The 16,843-nt window shown below is 56.1% G+C and carries 20 protein-coding genes, 1 tRNA gene and 1 pseudogene; 12 read left to right on the forward strand and 10 right to left on the reverse strand.

What is annotated here, in order from left to right; genetic code table 11:
* Positions 1-17: 17 nt before the first annotated feature.
* From APY94_RS09845 to APY94_RS09860, 4 genes are all read right to left on the reverse strand, one after another.
* Positions 18-266: a hypothetical protein gene (locus APY94_RS09845; protein ID WP_206206007.1), complete on the reverse strand. Its 249-nt coding sequence runs from the start codon at positions 264-266 to the stop codon at positions 18-20.
* Positions 266-1,045 carry a cell division ATPase MinD gene (gene minD, locus APY94_RS09850; protein ID WP_058939462.1) on the reverse strand — a complete coding sequence of 260 codons (780 nt, stop codon included), beginning with the start codon at positions 1,043-1,045 and terminating at the stop codon, positions 266-268. Before minD ends, APY94_RS09845 begins: the two co-directional genes overlap by 1 nt.
* Positions 1,046-1,218: 173 nt before the next feature.
* Positions 1,219-2,064, reverse strand: coding sequence for a slipin family protein (locus tag APY94_RS09855; RefSeq protein WP_058939463.1), 846 nt, complete (start codon positions 2,062-2,064; stop codon positions 1,219-1,221).
* Complete coding sequence (locus tag APY94_RS09860) at positions 2,065-3,411, reverse strand: NfeD family protein (RefSeq protein WP_058939464.1); 1,347 nt, start codon at positions 3,409-3,411, stop codon at positions 2,065-2,067.
* A gap of 91 nt (positions 3,412-3,502) precedes the next feature.
* Here APY94_RS09860 and APY94_RS09865 point away from each other — a divergent pair, with 91 nt between their 5' ends.
* Genes APY94_RS09865 through APY94_RS09880 form a run of 4 tightly spaced genes read left to right on the forward strand, consistent with a single transcriptional unit; the run spans position 3,503 to position 5,369 of the window.
* The gene (locus APY94_RS09865) at positions 3,503-3,802 is read left to right on the forward strand and encodes a hypothetical protein (protein WP_058939465.1); all 300 of its coding nucleotides are present in this window, start codon (positions 3,503-3,505) and stop codon (positions 3,800-3,802) included.
* Complete coding sequence (locus APY94_RS09870) at positions 3,784-4,614, forward strand: DNA-3-methyladenine glycosylase family protein (RefSeq protein WP_058939466.1); 831 nt, start codon at positions 3,784-3,786, stop codon at positions 4,612-4,614. Before APY94_RS09865 ends, APY94_RS09870 begins: the two co-directional genes overlap by 19 nt.
* A complete protein-coding gene (locus APY94_RS09875; RefSeq protein ID WP_058939467.1) occupies positions 4,611-4,943 on the forward strand; it encodes a hypothetical protein in 333 nt (110 codons plus the stop codon). Before APY94_RS09870 ends, APY94_RS09875 begins: the two co-directional genes overlap by 4 nt.
* A 27-nt stretch (positions 4,944-4,970) precedes the next feature.
* Complete coding sequence (locus APY94_RS09880; protein WP_058939468.1) at positions 4,971-5,369, forward strand: hypothetical protein; 399 nt, start codon at positions 4,971-4,973, stop codon at positions 5,367-5,369.
* Positions 5,370-5,488: 119 nt separating this feature from the next.
* Here the strand turns inward: APY94_RS09880 and APY94_RS09885 are convergent, their stop codons facing one another.
* Positions 5,489-5,995, reverse strand: a complete 507-nt coding sequence (locus tag APY94_RS09885; RefSeq protein WP_058939469.1) for a type II toxin-antitoxin system VapC family toxin — start codon at positions 5,993-5,995, stop codon at positions 5,489-5,491.
* Positions 5,996-6,055: 60 nt separating this feature from the next.
* Here APY94_RS09885 and APY94_RS09890 point away from each other — a divergent pair, with 60 nt between their 5' ends.
* From APY94_RS09890 to APY94_RS09900, 3 genes are read left to right on the forward strand one after another with little or no spacing between them, the layout of a single operon-like run.
* Positions 6,056-6,823, forward strand: a complete 768-nt coding sequence (locus APY94_RS09890) for a LamB/YcsF family protein (RefSeq protein WP_058939470.1) — start codon at positions 6,056-6,058, stop codon at positions 6,821-6,823.
* 4 nt (positions 6,824-6,827) lie between these two features.
* A complete protein-coding gene (gene pxpB / locus APY94_RS09895; protein WP_058939471.1) occupies positions 6,828-7,523 on the forward strand; it encodes a 5-oxoprolinase subunit PxpB in 696 nt (231 codons plus the stop codon).
* Positions 7,516-8,520, forward strand: coding sequence for a 5-oxoprolinase subunit C family protein (locus APY94_RS09900; protein ID WP_058939472.1), 1,005 nt, complete (start codon positions 7,516-7,518; stop codon positions 8,518-8,520). The genes pxpB and APY94_RS09900 overlap by 8 nt, the downstream gene beginning before the upstream one ends.
* On the opposite strand, the gene APY94_RS09905 is transcribed toward APY94_RS09900, so the two are convergent.
* Positions 8,517-8,951 carry a UPF0179 family protein gene (locus APY94_RS09905; RefSeq protein ID WP_058939473.1) on the reverse strand — a complete coding sequence of 145 codons (435 nt, stop codon included), beginning with the start codon at positions 8,949-8,951 and terminating at the stop codon, positions 8,517-8,519. The two genes, APY94_RS09900 and APY94_RS09905, sit on opposite strands and share 4 nt — an antisense overlap.
* 33 nt (positions 8,952-8,984) lie before the next feature.
* Positions 8,985-10,025: an NAD(P)-dependent glycerol-1-phosphate dehydrogenase gene (locus APY94_RS09910; RefSeq protein WP_058939474.1), complete on the reverse strand. Its 1,041-nt coding sequence runs from the start codon at positions 10,023-10,025 to the stop codon at positions 8,985-8,987.
* Positions 10,026-10,097: 72 nt separating this feature from the next.
* Between APY94_RS09910 and APY94_RS09915 the strand changes: the two genes are divergently transcribed.
* From APY94_RS09915 to APY94_RS09935, 5 genes and pseudogenes are all read left to right on the forward strand, one after another.
* Positions 10,098-10,907, forward strand: a complete 810-nt coding sequence (locus APY94_RS09915) for a DUF63 family protein (protein WP_058939475.1) — start codon at positions 10,098-10,100, stop codon at positions 10,905-10,907.
* A 1-nt stretch (position 10,908) separates the two neighbouring features.
* Positions 10,909-11,679: a bifunctional fructose-bisphosphatase/inositol-phosphate phosphatase gene (locus tag APY94_RS09920; protein WP_058939476.1), complete on the forward strand. Its 771-nt coding sequence runs from the start codon at positions 10,909-10,911 to the stop codon at positions 11,677-11,679.
* Positions 11,669-12,286: a rhomboid family intramembrane serine protease gene (locus APY94_RS09925; RefSeq protein WP_058939477.1), complete on the forward strand. Its 618-nt coding sequence runs from the start codon at positions 11,669-11,671 to the stop codon at positions 12,284-12,286. Before APY94_RS09920 ends, APY94_RS09925 begins: the two co-directional genes overlap by 11 nt.
* 61 nt (positions 12,287-12,347) lie before the next feature.
* Positions 12,348-12,455: transfer RNA gene (locus tag APY94_RS09930), tRNA-Met, on the forward strand.
* A gap of 257 nt (positions 12,456-12,712) precedes the next feature.
* Positions 12,713-13,839, forward strand: a pseudogene (locus tag APY94_RS09935) (RNA-guided endonuclease InsQ/TnpB family protein); the annotation flags it as partial.
* Between the two features lie 162 nt (positions 13,840-14,001).
* Here the strand turns inward: APY94_RS09935 and APY94_RS09940 are convergent.
* The 3 genes from APY94_RS09940 to APY94_RS09950 are packed head-to-tail and all read right to left on the reverse strand — an operon-like array spanning position 14,002 to position 16,802.
* Positions 14,002-14,766, reverse strand: a complete 765-nt coding sequence (locus APY94_RS09940; protein ID WP_058939478.1) for a sulfite exporter TauE/SafE family protein — start codon at positions 14,764-14,766, stop codon at positions 14,002-14,004.
* Between the two features lie 28 nt (positions 14,767-14,794).
* Positions 14,795-15,790: a M42 family metallopeptidase gene (locus APY94_RS09945; protein ID WP_058939479.1), complete on the reverse strand. Its 996-nt coding sequence runs from the start codon at positions 15,788-15,790 to the stop codon at positions 14,795-14,797.
* 10 nt (positions 15,791-15,800) lie between these two features.
* Entirely contained in the window at positions 15,801-16,802 is a 1,002-nt protein-coding gene (locus APY94_RS09950; protein WP_058939480.1) for a 2-hydroxyacid dehydrogenase, read from the reverse strand.
* Positions 16,803-16,843 lie beyond the last annotated feature (41 nt).

The raw sequence follows: 16,843 nt of genomic DNA on the forward strand, positions 1-16,843 counted from the left end.
CAAAATGGTTAAAAAGCTCAGAGGTTCCTGACTTCCTCGTCAATGGACTCTTCGAGGGTCTTTTCCCACTCCTCAACATCAAAGTCTATGAGCTCGCTTTCGAGATCCTCCTTGAGGCTTGAGACGCGCCTCTTGAGAGCGCTCTTGGTCTCCTCGTCGTAGACGACGTAGTAGGGGTTGCTTTTGGCGGAGTAGTAGAGCATCAGAAGGATTATGTTGAGGATTATGAGGATGACCACGATTCCATACACGAGGGCGTCGGCCATCACTTCTTCCCTCCGAAGAGTGCCTTGAAGACCCTCTTTATGGGGCTCTCTGGCTCGGGTGGTTGCCACTTGATTCCCGCAAGTTTGGCCGCAAGCTGTTTGATGGCTATCGCCGACGGGCTGGTGGGGTTCTTGATTACCAGCGGGACACCGTAGGCGCTTGCACGCTTGACTTCGGGATCCTCGGGTATCACCGCCAGAACCGGGACCTCAAGAATGGCCTCTATCTCCTCCTGGGTGAGTTCGGTCTTCTCGTTGGTTACCCTGTTGAGTATCGCTCCGAGGGGGAGTGTTCCGAGCTTCTCGGCGATGAGCTTGGTTTTAAGGGAGTCCGTGATCGCGGATATCTCGGGGTTGGTAACGATTATGAGCTCTTTACCTATGAGAAGGGCAGTGACGGATGTCATTTCGAGGCCGGCGGGGGCATCGATGAGGACGAAATCCGCCATCTGGCCTATCTCCCTGATGAGCTGCCTGAGCTTCTCCGGCTTGGCCTTCTTTATCTTCTCCAGGCTCAGTCCTCCAGGTATGACCTTGACTCCCGCCGGGCCTTCGTAGATGGCGTCCTTGAGGTCCGCTTCGCCCGCCAGAACGTCGTGGAGGGTTATTGGAATGTCCTCCATTCCAAGGACGAGGCTCAGGTTCGCCATCGTGATGTCCGCGTCCAGCAGAATGACCTCCTTTCCGAACTGGGCCAGAGCAACACCCAGGTTTGCAACCGTCGTTGTTTTACCAGTTCCACCTTTTCCAGATGCAAAAACAATTGAACGGCCTTCCAAAGTTAACACCTCCGGTGTAAAGCGCTAACGACGCTTTCCCGCGATAATCACTGTGACCTTCGATTTTATACGGAGTATTCAGTTTGCGTGTATGAACTATGCTGGCAATGCTTTTATTTTTTGCGGTTCATCTAAAGACATGGGAAAAAGATAGAAGAAAAACTATTCGTAGTTCACTCCTCTCCCGCCTTTGCCCTGGCCTCGGCCTCCAGCTTCTCCTGGACTTCCTTTTCAAGCTTTACCTTGGCCATCTCCGCGGTGTCCGCCAGGCTCCTGAAGAGCTTGAGCATCTCCATCGGGAGCGGCAGGATGATCACGTTGCTCTTGTCGCTGGCAACATCGCTTATGGTCTGGAGCGTCCTGAGCTGAAGGGCCATCGGGTGCTGGGACACTATCTCAGCGGCGTCGCGGAGCTTCTCGGCCGCCTGGCGCTCCGCCTCTGCAAGGGTTATCCTGGCCCTCCTCTCACGCTCTGCCTCGGCCTGCCTGGCCATGGCCCTCTGCATGCCGCTCGGCAGCTCAACGTCCTTGATCTCAACCGTGCTGACCTTTATTCCCCACGGATCCGTGGCCTCGTCGATGATCTTCTGGAGCTGGAGGTTAAGCTTCTCCCTCTCGCTCAGCAGCTCGTCGAGGTGTGCCTGGCCGATGACGCTCCTCAGGGTCGTTTGGGCGATCTGGCTGGTGGCCATTATGTAGTTCGCCACCTGGGTAACCGCCTTAACGGGATCAACCACGCGGAAGTAAACGACGGCGTTGACCCGGACGGGAACGTTGTCCTTGGTTATGGTCTCCTGCACCGGCACGTCGAGGACGCGCGTACGGAGGTCCACTATGACCGCCTTCTCAAATATTGGAATGATGAAGAACAGTCCGGGACCCCTTGCTCCCACGACCCTACCGAGGCGGAATATAACCGCCCTCTCGTACTCCTTGACTATCTTTATGGCCGTTGCCAGTATAATCAAAACAAACAACAAAACAATCGAAATAACCACAGTACTTGCCGTTATGGCCATTCATTCTCCCTCCTTTACTCCCCCAACTTTTTCGACGATGAGGGTTAATCCCCTGACTTCAACAACTTTGGCCTTCTCCCCGACCGGGATTCTGCTCCCATCCTGGCTCTCCGCCTTCCAGAGCTCCCCACGAAGCTTGACGACGCCCTCAGGGTCGACGTCTTCCACGACCTTCCCGACTTTCCCGATGAGCTCCTCTTTCCCAGCCTCGGGCTTTTTCCGGTGGGCCCTGACCACAGTGGCCGCACCGAAGAGGAAGAACAGCCCGAGCAGTATTGCCATGACCAGTATCGCTATACGCAGTACTGAGTACGTCTCACTCGTCACCAAGTACTCACCTCCAGCTCCGGTTCCGCTGAAGAGCAGAATGCCCCCTATGACGAAGGTCACAACCCCCGCAACTGTGAACAGGCCGAAGGTCGGCGTCAGCGCCTCGGCTATGAAGAATATTATCGCTAGGACTATGAGGATCAGGCCCGCGCTGTGGTATCCGAAGTAACCCAGTCCGATGAGGCCGAGCACTAGGAGTATGGCCCCTATGGTTTCCGGCACGTGCCAGCCGGGGGTTAAAAAGCCGAATATCAGCCCTATGAAGCCTATGTTCAGAAGGAGGTACGCTATGGTTGGGTCGGTTATGTACTTTACAACTGTGTCCCTGAAGGATGGCTCCAGGTAAACCACGTTTGCGTTTTTGATGTGCAGTACGACCTTCCCCTTTCCCTTGACAGGCATCTTTGTCTCCATGCCGTCGGCTTTCTGGAGGAGGTCGTCAAGGTCGGTCGCTATGACCTCAATGACCCCGTACTTCATGGCCTCCTCGGGGGTTACGCTCCTGTCCTCGGTTATAAACTCTGCCGTGAGCGTCTCGTTCCTGCCGCTCATCCGGGCCAGCTCGCGGAGGTAGGCCACGTAGAAGTTGGTTATCTTCGGCGGGGCTTCGACGATGCTTCCGTTCTGGCCGTAGCCGAGTATCGGCCTGCAGGCCCCTATCACCGTCCCAGGGGCCATGGCAATGAGATGGGAGCTCAGGGCGATGTACGTTCCCGCGGATGCGGCCATTCCGCCCGAGGGGTAGACGTAGATGATAACCGGGACCCTGGCGCTCTCAATCCGCGTTACTATCTCCTGCATGGCGTCGGCCCTGCCGCCGGGGGTGTTCAGCTCGATAATTATAGCGGAGGCATTCGCATCCTCTGCCCTGCTTATGTATCTGTCGAACTGATCGACTGTATAGCCGGTTATCATTCCATCGACCTTTGCAACGTAAACTGTGCCGCCCTGGGCACTCACGCTGGGGAGGAACACCATGAACAAAACCAGGATTACCAGGGCAACGTTCAGCCTCATCCATACCGCCTGATATCAGTACTACTCAAGGGTTTAAATCTTTTGCCTGCCTTCCAAAAGTGATTTATATGTTGGGTGGGAATTCAGCAACATGGAGCTGAAAACTCTGGCCAAGCTCTACCGCGTCGCCAGGGGTGATGAAAAGGTCGCGAGGGCCTGGGAGCTCGTCCGTGCGGCCGCAGGATACAGCCTGCACGAGCCGTACTGGGACTTCCTGAGGGAGAACTTCGAGGTTCGTGCGGAAGAGGTTAAAGAGGCCATGCGCTTCCTAGAGGAAAGGGGCGAGCTTCAAATCAAGCGTTCCGTTGACGGTAGGAGGCTCTACGTCTCGACCCTAAAGGATATAAGGGAGAACCCCGTTAGGCTCGACCGATGGCTGGGATTGACCTGAGGAAGACCGCGGGCGAGATGATACGCAACGGAACGTGGAAGTTCGAAGACGGTGTTTTCTACCAGGCGTTTGGGAGCGGTATCGCCGGCTACGATGGAGAGAACTTCATTCTTCCGGATTCGTGGGGCAGAAGGGAACGAAAATCCGCGAAGGAAAAGTTGTCCTTTATCCTCGGCCTCGATACGGACCTGGATTCCTTCTACGCCGAGATAAGCGACTCCCCCTTCGCCTTCTTGATTGACGAGTTCCACGGCCTCACCGTTCCCGCCTCACCGGACACTTACCAGGCGTTAGTTGAGACGATAGCCCAGCAGCAGGTCAGCTTCGAGTTCGCCCAGAGAACTATCGCGAACCTCGTAAAGCTCGCGGGCAGGCCGGTGGGGGATTTACACGCATTCCCCACCCCCGAAAGGATAGCGTCTCTGAGCGAAGAGGAGCTGAAGAAGGCCAAGCTCGGCTATAGGGCTGGTTACATAAAGTCCCTGACGGAGCTTTATTTGGCCAAAAAGCTCGACCTTGAACTCTGGGACTGGGGCGTTGAGGATGCCATCAGATACCTCACGAGGTTCCGAGGAATAGGGAAATGGAGTGCGGAGCTTTTCCTGGCCTACGGTCTGAGAAAGAACGTCTACCCCGCAGGAGACCTTGGGCTCAGAAGGGGGATAGCAAAGATTTTTGGGAAGCGGGTTAAGGAAGTACGGGAGAAAGACGTGAGGGAGCTTATAGAACCCTACGGAAGGTGGAAGGGGCTTTTGGCGTTTTATGTTCTCTGCTACGACAGGAAGACCGAGATGGAGAGGAAGAGAAAATGAGAGAGGTTAGGATTATCCTGGAAAAAGAGAGATTCAAGGCCCTGAAGGGGCGCGATATCAGTGCCCTCCTCCGTGAAAACCTTCCTCGGGTGGAGGATACCCTGAAGGCCGAGCGCGAGGGGGTCCTTCTTGAGAAGATCGCAAAACTCGAGGAAAAACTTCGGAAGATGGAAGGGGAGATAGAGGAGCTCAGGGAATTCTATGAGAGGGCTTTGAGGGACAAGGAGCTCATGACAGCCGAGCGTGAGAGGCTGAGAAGGGAAAACGAGGAGCTCAGGAAGAAGGTTGAGGAGAAGAGGAGAGAGCTTGAGAAAGTTCACGGATCGTGAACGAGTCGTTCATGGAGTGTGAACGGGATGAAGCTCATCATCAAGCCGAACAAGGGCTTCGGGAAAATTGGGGCCGAGATAAACGAAGAACTGTGGGGGGAGATAGAGCGTCTCGGCGAGAGATACGGCGTTTCTCCTGAGATGGTCATCGAGATAGCCTTCAAAGGGGAGTTCAAAAAGCCCAAGGGAAACCTTGAGGAACTTGAGGAGAAGGTGAAGGAGCTTGAGGAAAGGACGTGGGAGCTTGAGAAGGAGTACGCCCCGCTCCGCTTCAAGGCCTACGGCCTGAGCGAGGACAACAGGATACTCGCCACCGAGCTCTCGGGCCTAATAGCCGAGAACAGCCAGCTTAAGCGGTTCCTGAGAATGAAGCCCGAGCGCAACCTTGAGCTGAGAAAGCTTATATCCTACTACCTCCAAGGTTGAACCGCGGATGATGACAGCGAATTGCGCGGATCGGTGAAGAGCAACGCTATCTGACGCCGTCCCGGGCGGGCCGTGACGATTCCAAGACGGGCTGAACCGCTTTGCGGTTGTGACGTACCCTATGAGCGCCGAGCCCGTCCGGGGCGTTTTCTCCGGCGCTTCTTCTTCGGTATCAACCTCACCGGGCTGCCGCAATCCGGGCAGATTCCCTCCGGCGGCATCTCTGAGAAACGCTTTCCACAGCCGATGCAGACGTAGTTCCAGCGGATGACTCGCTTTATCCCGCGCTTCAGGGTTCTGAACTCTATTCCGAGGATTTTCGCTATGTTCTGCAGGTTGTAGTCGTCGGTGAACAAGGTAGCATTGAGCTCGTACGCGAGGGCTAAAACCTCAACGTCCGCCTCGCTCAGCTCCCCCAGCTCGCCCGTCTTTCTGGCCGCTTCCCTTACCGCCTCAAGGCTCTCCTTTGAGGGGACGAGGACCTTGACCTTTCCGGCGCTTATCAACCCCTCCAAAAAGAGCCTCGACTCCGGGTCTTTAACCTCATCAACGACCTTCGGCGTCGTGAAGCCCTCGACGTCTATCCCCTGAATGAAGACCGCCGCATCTATGACCTGAACCTTCATGGCCTAAACTCGGAGAAACCCTTTTTTTAGATTTCCGTCGAAATGAGGCCGGTGGTGCGGATGAAGGTTGACCTGAACTCGGACCTCGGCGAGAGCTTCGGCCGTTACAAGCTCGGCCTCGACGAGGAGGTCATGAACTACATCACGAGCGCCAACGTTGCAACGGGCTGGCACGCCGGCGACCCGATAGTCATACGGAGAACTGTAAGACTTGCGAAGGAGAATGGAGTGGCCGTCGGGGCGCACCCTGGCTACCCGGATTTGCTCGGCTTCGGGAGGAGGTATATGAAACTCTCGCCCGAGGAGGCGAGGAACTACATCCTCTACCAGATTGGCGCCCTCTACGCCTTCACGAGGGCTGAAGGAATCGAGCTCCAGCACGTTAAGCCCCACGGGGCACTCTACAACGCCCTCGTTAAGGAGGAAGAGCTCGCGAGGGCGGTCATCGAGGGGATAGCGGACTTCGATAGGAACCTGATATTCGTGGCCCTCTCCGGCTCAAGGCCGGCAGAAATAGCCGAAGAGATGGGGGTTAAGGTTGCCCGCGAGGTTTTCGCAGACAGGGCTTACAACCCTGACGGAACCCTCGTTCCCCGTTCGAAGCCGGGAGCGGTCATACACGAGGAGGAAGCGATAGCCGAGCGCGTGGTCTCGATGGTCAAGGACGGTGGAGTCAGGGCGATAAACGGGGAGTGGGTCGAGCTGAAGGCTGACTCCATCTGCGTCCACGGGGACAACCCGAAGGCAGTCCAAATTGCAGCGAGGATAAGGAGAGTCCTTGAGGAGGAAGGGGTTAGGGTAGTGCCGATGAGGGAGATCGTGCGGTGAGACCATGCAACCGACGATAAAACCCGCCGGCGACTCGGCGCTGCTCGTATCCTTTGGTGAGGTCATTGACGAAGAGGTAAACGCGAAAATACACGCTATTGCCGACGCGGTGGAGAAGGCTAACTTTGAATGGCTCGTTGAGGTGGTGCCGGCTTATTCGACGGTCTACGTCTTCTACGATCCCCTCAAGGTGAGCTTCAGCGAAGTAAGGGAGGCCATTGAGCCCTTCCTCCAGGTTTCACCGGAATCCTTTGAGGGGAGACTCGTCGAGGTTCCAGTCGTTTACGGCGGCCGGTACGGTCCGGATATCGGCTTTGTGGCGGAACACAACGGCCTGAGCGTCGATGACGTGATCGAGATACATTCCAGACCGACCTACCGCGTCTACTTCCTCGGCTTCCTGCCGGGCTTCGCATATCTCGGCGGCATGGACGAGAGGATAGCGGCTCCAAGGCTCGAAAAACCCCGCCTGAAGGTTCCCGCTGGCTCGGTAGGGATAGCCGGAAGGCAGACTGGCATCTATCCCCTCGAGAGCCCCGGCGGCTGGAGGCTCATCGGAAGGACTCCGCTCAGGCTCTTCAACCCCGAGAGAGAACCTCCGACCCTTCTAAGACCAGGTGACATTGTGAGGTTCGTTCCCATCGATGAGTCGGAGTTCAGAGAGCCCTACGAGGCCGAATGGGGGGAGGGAGATGATTGAGCTCCTCAACGTCCCTTCACTCCTCACCGTCCAGGACTCCGGTAGAAGGGGCTACCGAAAGCTCGGCGTTCCGGTTTCGGGCTTCATGGACGATTACTCCGCGAGAACAGCGAACTACCTCGTCGGAAATCCCGGTGATGCGCCCCTCCTTGAGTTCCTCCTCGCCGGCCCAACCATTCGGTTCAGGGCTTCCGGCGTCTTTGCAGTTGCCGGTGACGTTGACCTCAGGCTCAACGGTGCTCCCATAGAACCCTGGATGAGCCACTGGGCGAAGAGGGGCGACGTCCTTGAGGTTGGCGCTTTGAAGGGCAGGCTCTACGGCTACATAGCCTTCGCTGGCGGGATAAAGTGTGAACCGCTCCTCGGGAGCTGCTCGGCCTATCCCAAGGCCGGCCTTGGAAGGCCGCTGAAGGCCGGGGATGTGTTAAACCTCGGCTACGCGATACTAACCGGGAAGGATGGGAGATACCTTCCTCCGGAGCTGAGGCCAGACTATTCGGCTAAGGAAAAGACCGTCCGCGTCGTTCTCGGCCCCAACCTCGACCACTTCACCGAAGAGGGAATAGAGACCTTCCTGAGCGAGGTCTACACGGTAACACCGGAGAGCGACAGGATGGGCTACCGCCTCGATGGAAAGGCCATAGAGCACTCGGAAAAGGGTGCAGGGATAGTGACCGACGCCATACCGACCGGTGCGGTTCAGGTTCCGGCCAACGGAAAGCCGATAGTGATGCTCCGCGATGCCCAGACGACCGGCGGCTACGCGAAGATATCCGTCGTTGCAGCGGCTGACCTCCCCTTGGTCGCCCAGAGCCGGCCGGGAGAGAGGCTGAGGTTTGAGGCGATAAGCGTCGATGAAGCCCGGGAACTGCTGATTAGGCGCGAGAAAACCCTGATGGCCATCAGGGATTTCCTTGATGGGAAGATGCGTGCCTACAGGATCATGGCGGGGGGAGAAGAGCTGATTGCGTTCACAAAAGTGGAAAGAAGGGGTTAATCCTTCTTGCGCATGACCTTGACGTGCTTGTAGGTCTTGCCGTTGCACTCGACGTCGCCGAGGATTTCTATTATCTTTACGTGGTCGCCCTCGAAGAGGCCCTCGGGGCTGAAAAGCTCTGCCTTCTCTGGGTCGCTGCACTCCTCGAACTTGAGCTGTATCACCGAGCCTGCTATCGCCAGCCTAGGCTCTATCGCTACTTCGATGCTGGGCTCGACGACCTCGACGACGCGAACCTTGCCCTCGTGAAGCGGGCAGGAGTGTGAGGGCATGCTCCTCACGCGGAGGATTTTGTATCTCCTGCCGGGTTCGAGGTTTCCGACGCAGACTCCTGCGAGCTTGCACGTCTTGCACGGTTCTGCCGGGCCGTAATATATGAATTCAACCCCTGGTCTTGCCAGCTTTTCCCCAACTAACGTGATTATTGCCATTCCAAACACCTCCGTTTTGTGAAGCGGTGATCTTCAGATAACTCCGGTGATTTTAGCGGCCTTCTCCGCTGCCTCCCGCGTTAGACCGTCCTTTCCGAGGATCGTGTATCTCTCGGGCCGTATCGTGTGGGCAATCGTGAGGGCCTCGATTATGTACTCCGGGTCGATCCCAAGCTCGTATGCGTTAGTTGGCGCCCCCATCCTCTTTAAGGTTTCCCTAACACGTTCCCACTTCATGCCGTGGAGGTAGGCCATTATTATCGTGCCCACCCCGACCTGCTCGCCGTGCAGGGCCGGTTTCGGCGCTATGGCATCGAGCGCATGGCTGAAGAGGTGCTCTGCACCACTGGCCGGCCTCGAAGAGCCCGCTATGCTCATGGCCACGCCGCACGAGATGAGGCCTTTCACCACCTTTCTCACGCTCTCCTCGTTGCCCAGCCTTATTATGTCCGCGTTCTTTATCACCATCTTGGCGCTCATCAGGCTCAGCGAGGCCGCGTATTCGCTGTAGTACTCACCCTTAATGCGGTGGGCCAGCTGCCAGTCCTTCACCGCCGTCAGGTTGCTTATCATGTCGCCCACGCCTGCCGCGAGGTAGCGGTAGGGGGCGGTTTTTATGACCTCGACGTCCGCCACGACGGCTATGGGAGGCACTGCCTTGACCGAAGTCTTTGCTCCGATGTCCTTTATCGAAGCGTTGGCGCTCGCTATACCGTCGTGCGAGGCGGTGGTTGGAAAGCTGATGAAGGGAACTCCCGCTTTGAAAGAGGCGAGCTTGGCGACGTCGATTATACTTCCGCCGCCGACTGCTATGAGCCAGTCAAATTCACCGCCCCTGATTTCATCGAGGGTCCGGTTCACCTCCTCCATCGTCGCACCCTTAACGGTGAGGCCATCTACCTCGTACTCCCCTGAGAGGTTCTCCTCGACCTCCCTGCCCGCTATCTTTTTTGTGTGTTTCCCGTAGAGTACGAGCGCTTTTCTTCCCAGGCCGATCCTCTTCGCGACGTTCACGACCTCTCCCTTGAGATTCTCGCCGAGCAAAACCTCTCGCGGGAGCTGCATCAGGTGCACTTTTCTCACCACCCCTAACCCTAAGGTGGGAAAAGCTTTAAGGCTATCGGAACAACCGTCTATGGTGGTCAAATGGGGCTCTACGAGTTCTTTTACGAGTACTTCATCAGGCCCATACAGGAGAACCAGGGTTACAACCCCGTGAATACGGTTGTCTACGCTATAATCCTGGGCATAGCGGTCCTGCTGCTGTACAAGATGCTCAAGCGAATGGAAATCAGGGTTGATGGCCGCTTCTTCAAGGCCCTCGTCCCGTACATAGTACTCGGCCCGCTGATGAGGAGCATGACGGACGTCGGAGTCCTCCCCAGAACGTACCTCACCGTGAGCCCCGGCGGCTACTTCGTCATAGCGGCCTTTGCGATAGCCTCCCTGTACATCGTCTGGAGGCATTGCCCGGGTGAGAAGCTCTACCCGCTCTACCAGGACTTTGGCTGGGTGCTGGTGGGGGGACTGCTCTTCCTGCTCGTCATAAACCTCGACAAGGTCAGCTTTAACTGGGAGGTTTTCAAGTACTTCATTCCCGCCCTGGTTATAGCGGAGGGGGCGGTATGGATGCTCGCGAAGAAGGTCCCCGTTATCGCCGACAACAGCGTCCTTTTCTACACCCACTTCTACGACGCGACCACCACGTTCATTGGAATTCAGTTCTTTGGCTACTGGGAGCAGCACGTTCTCGCGAGGTGGCTCATAGACACCTTCGGAACGGCGGCGATCATGTACCTCGAAAAGTTCCTCATCCTCCTTCCAGTGGTCTGGATACTCGACAGGTGGATGGCCGATGAGGATCCCGATCTGATAAACTTCGTGAAGCTGACGGTGTTCATCCTCGGCTTCGGGCCGGGAACGAGGAACCTGCTGATAATGCTGATGGGTGGTTGAGATGGAGATAGCGTGGAACGAAGTGGCCCTTGAGATGGCCCGAGAGGTTGAGAAGGTTGTGATGCCCCTCTTCGGAACCCCCGAGGCAGGGAAGACCGTGGGGACGAACGTGAGCGGGGACGTGACGAAATACGTTGACAAGGTCGCAGAGGACGTGGTCATCGGCCGTCTCGAGCCCCTGGGCGTCAACCTGGTGAGCGAGGAGATAGGCTTCATAGACAACGGGAGCGACTATACGGTTGTGGTTGATCCCATAGACGGTTCCTACAACTTCGCCGCCGGAATACCGATATTCGCCTTCAGCTTTGCGGTCTTCAGGGGGAAGGAACCCGTTTACGGCGCCATCTACGAATTCGTGCCGAAGCACTTCTACGAAGCGGTGCCGGGAAGGGGTGCGTTCATGAACGGCAGGCGGATAACGGTCAGGAAGCCGGAGCGTGGGAAAGAGGCCCTGAGCTTCTACACGCGCGGAAGGTGTACCGGACTGATAAAGAGGGTCAAACGCGTTCGCGTCCTCGGGGCGATAGCCGTTGAGCTTACCTACCTGGCAAAGGGGGCCCTCGATGGCGTTATGGATATCCGGAACTACGTCCGCCCGACGGATATAGCCGCCGGCGTGCTGATAGCGAAGGAGGCGGGGGCTATCGTGACCGACGGGACGGGAAGGGAGCTGGAGATACACCTGAGCGCGACCGAGCAGACGAACATAATAGCCGTGAACGACCGCTACCTGCTCGATATGATAATGGAGGAGCTGGAAAATGGGCGTTGAAAGGTATTTCTACCGCTACGGAAAGGCGACGTTCACGCTATTCCTGATAAACGTGGCTGTTTACGTGGTCGAGTCTATCCTCAGCGGAAACCCGCTCAGCATAAACATCCGCGTTCTGCAACTCCTCGGCCAGTGGAACTACGCCGTCCTCAACTACGGCTGGTGGTGGCAGCTCATCACCGCGATGTTCGTGCACGTCGGCATACTCCACATAGGCTTCAACATGTACTTCCTCCTGATGATGGGCAGGCAGCTAGAGGGCATACTCGGGCCGAAGAGGCTCGTCATGGTTTACCTCGTCTCGGGCCTTGCCGGGAACCTGCTGACGCTTCTCCTGTTGCCCCCTAACTCGGTCAGTGCGGGGGCGAGCGGGGCGCTCTTCGGCATAGTCGGAACGCTGATAGTCATCATGGGTGTCGTCGGGGGCAACATGCAGGGGGCGTTAATAAACGCCTTCGTGCTCTTCCTGATAAACAGCCTCCTGCCGAGCGTCAACGTCTACGCCCACCTCGGCGGTCTCGTCGTCGGGATGGCCGTGGGCTACTACTACGGCAAACGGATTAAGAGGCACCTGATGGCGAGGATGTATGGGTACGGGTATTATTAGGACCATCGCCGAAAGATTTAAAAATGCCCCCCTGGAGGTATAGGTCGAGCGCTCGGGTTGTGCCGGGGTAGCTTAGCCTGGTCAGAGCGCTCGGCTCATAGGGCCGCTCCCCTTCGGGGGAGCCTGAGAAACCGAGAGGTCCGGGGTTCAAAGCCCCGCCCCGGCACCACATTCACACCCGAAGCTGAGTACACCCAACGTGTTTTTAACTGATGGTCAGGGGGAGCAATTCCAGATTCTGGTGGACGATTCTCGAACCGGTTACTTTTTTCTTCTGAAGGCCTTGTCCTTTAGGGTGGGGATGCAGTGATTGGGAGACCAGCCTGAAGGCAGGAAAGCAAAACTATTTTAAAGCCTAAGAACAATACCATACCTTAGAATGAAGCGGTCAATAACGGTAAAACTCCAGCCCTCAAAAACCCAAGAGAAACATTCAAATCCGAAATAGGCTCGGCAACGGTTCAACAAATCTGCAGGAAGAACGCCGAAAGCTGGAGAAGCTTCTTCTCCCTCCTAAGGAACAAACGGAACGGAGAATTACCAGAGTGGTTCAAGCCAAAACCACCAAACTACATCAAGGGAGAAGGCTTAATAGTCCTCAGAAACGACCAATACAAAATTGAAGGAAACAAACTAATCCTCAAAGGCCTCGGAAAGTTCAAACGCCTCGAAATTCAATTCAAGGGGAGAATACACTTAAAGGGCAAGCAAGGGCGATTAGAAATAACTTACGACACCGTTAAGCGGAAATGGTATGCTCACGTGAGCTACACGGTGGAGGAGAAGCTAATCAATGGTGAGTGGGTCAAGCTTCCAAGACAACCCTTAGGCAACCTTTCAGCGGGAATTGACCTTGGAGTAAACAATTTGATAGCCGTTTACGTTGAGAACGGGGAAAGCTTCTTAGTGAACGGGAGACCGCTCAAGAGCATTGATTTTTACTGGCGGAAGAGGATTGCAGAGTATCAATCCAAAATCAACAAAAGCGGGGCAAAGAAGAGCAGGAAACTCTCAGGAATGCACTTGAAGGCTAAACTCCAGGCGAGGCACTACATTAACACGAGGGTGAGGCAAACAGTTGAAAAGCTCTATCGTCTCGGTGTTTCGAGGATTGTTGTTGGCTATCCGAAGGGCATTAGTAGGAACTCCAGCAAGGGTAAAAAGCAGAATTTTCTCCTCTCCCACGTCTGGCGGTTTAATTACGTTATCAAACGCTTGAAGGAAGTTGCTGGGGAGTATGATATTCAGGTTTTGGTTGTGGACGAGGTTTTCACGTCTAAGCGTTGCCCCGTTTGCGGGAGGCCCCACGAGGGGGCTCGTTTTGTCCGGGGTTTGTTTAAGTGTCCCATGATGGGGCTTATCTTCAATTCAGACTTGTTGGGGCGTTTAATATTTTGAAAAAGATTGTCAAAACCATAAACCCGAGTCTGGGTGGGCTTTACGCTCAGAGGAGGGGTAATTGGGGGAAGACCGTCCCGGAGGGGCTGAAGGCCCACTTTGAGGTAGGCTTTAGTGAAGCCCCTCAAACCTCTCCGCCATTAGCGAGGGGTTAGGCAAACCCCCGCCCCTCACGGCGGGAAGGAAGTCAGCATACATCCCGACGGGAGAGCTCTACTATCCCTACGACCGGCCGCTGGTGATCGCGTGGCTGGCCATGATAGCTGCGACGCTCCTCCTTGAAGCGGCTTATCTGAAGGAAAGAAGGAGAGAAAAGCTCACGGAACCGGAAGGCCAAGACCCTTCAGGATCATCCTCAGAGCCAAGAGGGCCATGACGACCGCGAAGGCCCTCTTAAGACTGCTCGCCCTCGTCCTCTTCGCTATTCTCGCACCGAGCTGGGCGCCGATTATAAGGCCCGGGACGAGGAGAACCAGCCACTGGGTCTCCACGTTGCCCATGGCGTAGTGCTTGAGCGCCCCGGCCGTTGCGGTGAAAACTATCGCAAAGCTTGAAGTCGCCACCGCGTAGTGTATGGGGAGGCCGAGGTACGTCAGGAAGGGCACGTTGATTATTCCCCCGCCGACGCCGAGGAGACCGCTGGCGATTCCCGCGAAGAAACCTCCAATCGGCACCAGCCTGTAGTTGACCTCCACTTCCTCAAGTTTGACCTCACTCGGCTCGGCCGTCTTCTTCCTGTATATCCTGACAGCGACTATTACAAGGGCGAGACCGAAGATGACCTTCAGCTGGGCGGCACTTATAAAGGAAGTCAGCCACGCACCGATGTAGGCACCGATTACGGCCGTCGATGCCAGCAGGAGGCTGACCTTGTAGTGTATCCTCTTCTGCCTTGAGTACGCTATCGCCGAGCTGAGGGATGTAAAGACCACAGCGGCGCTCGACGTTCCGACGGCGTGGTGTATCTCGACGCCGAGGAAGTTGAGCGTCGGGACTATCAGGAATCCACCTCCAAGACCAAAGAGCGCCGCAAGGATGCCGATGAATACTCCGACCGCGAAGTAGCCGACGTATTTGAGCAAGGAATCACCTCCGTCATTGATTGAACACTCACAGTTCGAAGGCTATCGCCTCTATAAGCTTTATCAGTGCCTCCAGATCAGCCAGATGGAGGGTCTCGACCTCGCTGTGGAGGTACCTCATCGGAACGCTCAAAGCGAGAACCTCACTCTTGCCCTGGAAGACTGACGCGTCCGTTCCGCCGCCGGTGACGCCTATCTGGAGAGGGATGTCATTCCTCGACGCTATCTCGGCAACCTTTCTGGCGAGCTTCCTCGTGTAAATCGCGGAGTTATCAACGGCCCTTATCACCGCTCCCCCGCCGAGGCGGACGTCACCGGTCAGGTCGCCGCAGCAGGCAAAGGAATCGACGGCGAAGGCGTACTTCGGGGGGTAGTGCTCCGCCAAAAAGCGGGCGCCCTTGAGGCCTATCTCCTCCTGCACGGTGAAGGCGAAAATCCACTTCCCATCCAAGTCGTGGTCAACCAGATCCTTTATCGCCTCTACGAGGGCGACAACTCCAAACCGGTCGTCCAGCGAACGGGTCGAGACGTAGCGGTTGTTGAGAACCGCGAAGTGCTTCTTGAAGACTGCATAGTCAAGCACCTTGACCCCAAGCGCTTCCGCCTCCTCCCTGCTCTCAGCACCGATGTCTATGACCAGCCTGCTCCATGGAACCGTGTCGAACTTCCTTTCGAGGTTTAGGTGCACCGGAAGCGCTCCGATGACCCCGTCGAGCTTCCCGTTCTCAGTTATAACATCAAGGTGTCTCCCGTAGAGGAGCCTGTCATCTATTCCGCCGATTTTCCTGAAGGTGAGCCTTCCGTCCGGCCTTACGCCTGTTATCAGAAGGCCTATCTCGTCCATGTGGGCCATGAAGATGCCCTTAAGCTCGCCCTCGCCGAGCTCGACGACGAGGTTTCCAATCGTGTCAACCGTGTAGTCGGCGTAGGGCTCAAGCCACTCCTCTATCTTTTCCCGTATCCTTTCCTCATAGCCCGAAATACCGGGGATCCGGGTTATTTCCTTCAGTTCCTCAACAAGCATCACAACCACCTCAAAGCATCTTAACCCCCTCTGGGGAACGTATCTCAACCACTTCACGGTTCACGAGCGTCTCAGGGACTTCCCCGCGGAGAACCGCGAGGAGATTCCTAACGGCCTGGAAGCCCATGTCCTCCATGGCCTCCCTCGAAAGGCCAGCGTGGTGAGGAGTTAGAACGGTTTCCCACTCGTGTTCAAAGAGTTCGTGCTCCTGAATGGGTTCGTTCTCGAAAACGTCCGTTGCATAGCCCTTCAGCTTTCCTTCCTCGATGGCCTTCACGAGGGCCTTCTCATCAACGAGCGTTCCGCGGCCAATATTGACGAGGTATTTGCCTTCGAGGAGCCCCAGCCTCTCCTCGTTTATGATGTGGTATGTCTCCGGTGTGGATGGCAGGGCCAAAATCACGATATCGCTCTCCCTCAGGACGTCCTCAAGGGGCATGTAAATGGCTTCAACCTCTTCCTCCACCTCGGGCTTCCGCGAGCGGGACCAGTAGAGTATCTCCGTCCCCATGACCTTCATTCTCCTCGCTATGGCCTTTCCAATGGCACCCATGCCGAGAATTCCAACTTTTTTCCCATAGACCGTTTCTATGTCCCTGAATTCGCTCCAGACGGTTCTGTGGGAGTCCCACTTCCCGGCACGGATGAACTTGTCGGAGTAGGCTATCTTCCTGAGGAGTGCTATGATCAGGCCAACGGCGAACTCCGCAACGGCCTCGCTCAGGACACCGGAAACCTTGGTGACGTATATTCCCCTTTCGGTTGCAGCTTTAACGTCAACGTGGTCGTAGCCGGCGGAATGACAGCTGATGACCTTTAACCGCTCGGCACTCTCGATGACTTCGCGCGGAAACCTGTTCAGCGGGGAGATTATGACGCCATCAAACTCGCCTATCCTTTCTTTGAGTTCATCGACGCTTGGATACAGGATAAATTCGACGTCCGCGTATTTCCTGAGCTCCTCAACGGGCTTGCTCTTCATCTTAAAGAGAACGGCCACCCTAGGCCTCATGGTATCACCTTAAGATGCTTATCGAAACGACCCTAATAAGG

It is taken from the genome of Thermococcus celericrescens, assembly GCF_001484195.1.
GTDB classification, from domain to species: domain Archaea; phylum Methanobacteriota_B; class Thermococci; order Thermococcales; family Thermococcaceae; genus Thermococcus; species Thermococcus celericrescens.

Bases quoted from the DNA above. Each gene is read 5' to 3' on its own strand.
- APY94_RS09890 (WP_058939470.1), top strand. From the start codon at position 6,056: ATGAAGGTTGACCTGAACTCGGACCTCGGCGAGAGCTTCGGCCGTTAC.
- APY94_RS09945 (WP_058939479.1), bottom strand. From the start codon at position 15,790: ATGCTTGTTGAGGAACTGAAGGAAATAACCCGGATCCCCGGTATTTCG.
- APY94_RS09870 (WP_058939466.1), top strand. From the start codon at position 3,784: ATGGCTGGGATTGACCTGAGGAAGACCGCGGGCGAGATGATACGCAAC.
- APY94_RS09925 (WP_058939477.1), top strand. From the start codon at position 11,669: ATGGGCGTTGAAAGGTATTTCTACCGCTACGGAAAGGCGACGTTCACG.
- APY94_RS09900 (WP_058939472.1), top strand. From the start codon at position 7,516: ATGATTGAGCTCCTCAACGTCCCTTCACTCCTCACCGTCCAGGACTCC.
- APY94_RS09920 (WP_058939476.1), top strand. From the start codon at position 10,909: ATGGAGATAGCGTGGAACGAAGTGGCCCTTGAGATGGCCCGAGAGGTT.
- pxpB (WP_058939471.1), top strand. From the start codon at position 6,828: ATGCAACCGACGATAAAACCCGCCGGCGACTCGGCGCTGCTCGTATCC.
- APY94_RS09875 (WP_058939467.1), top strand. From the start codon at position 4,611: ATGAGAGAGGTTAGGATTATCCTGGAAAAAGAGAGATTCAAGGCCCTG.
- APY94_RS09845 (WP_206206007.1), bottom strand. From the start codon at position 266: ATGGCCGACGCCCTCGTGTATGGAATCGTGGTCATCCTCATAATCCTC.
- APY94_RS09885 (WP_058939469.1), bottom strand. From the start codon at position 5,995: ATGAAGGTTCAGGTCATAGATGCGGCGGTCTTCATTCAGGGGATAGAC.
- APY94_RS09880 (WP_058939468.1), top strand. From the start codon at position 4,971: ATGAAGCTCATCATCAAGCCGAACAAGGGCTTCGGGAAAATTGGGGCC.
- APY94_RS09855 (WP_058939463.1), bottom strand. From the start codon at position 2,064: ATGGCCATAACGGCAAGTACTGTGGTTATTTCGATTGTTTTGTTGTTT.
- APY94_RS09860 (WP_058939464.1), bottom strand. From the start codon at position 3,411: ATGAGGCTGAACGTTGCCCTGGTAATCCTGGTTTTGTTCATGGTGTTC.
- APY94_RS09950 (WP_058939480.1), bottom strand. From the start codon at position 16,802: ATGAGGCCTAGGGTGGCCGTTCTCTTTAAGATGAAGAGCAAGCCCGTT.
- APY94_RS09915 (WP_058939475.1), top strand. From the start codon at position 10,098: ATGGGGCTCTACGAGTTCTTTTACGAGTACTTCATCAGGCCCATACAG.
- APY94_RS09865 (WP_058939465.1), top strand. From the start codon at position 3,503: ATGGAGCTGAAAACTCTGGCCAAGCTCTACCGCGTCGCCAGGGGTGAT.
- APY94_RS09905 (WP_058939473.1), bottom strand. From the start codon at position 8,951: ATGGCAATAATCACGTTAGTTGGGGAAAAGCTGGCAAGACCAGGGGTT.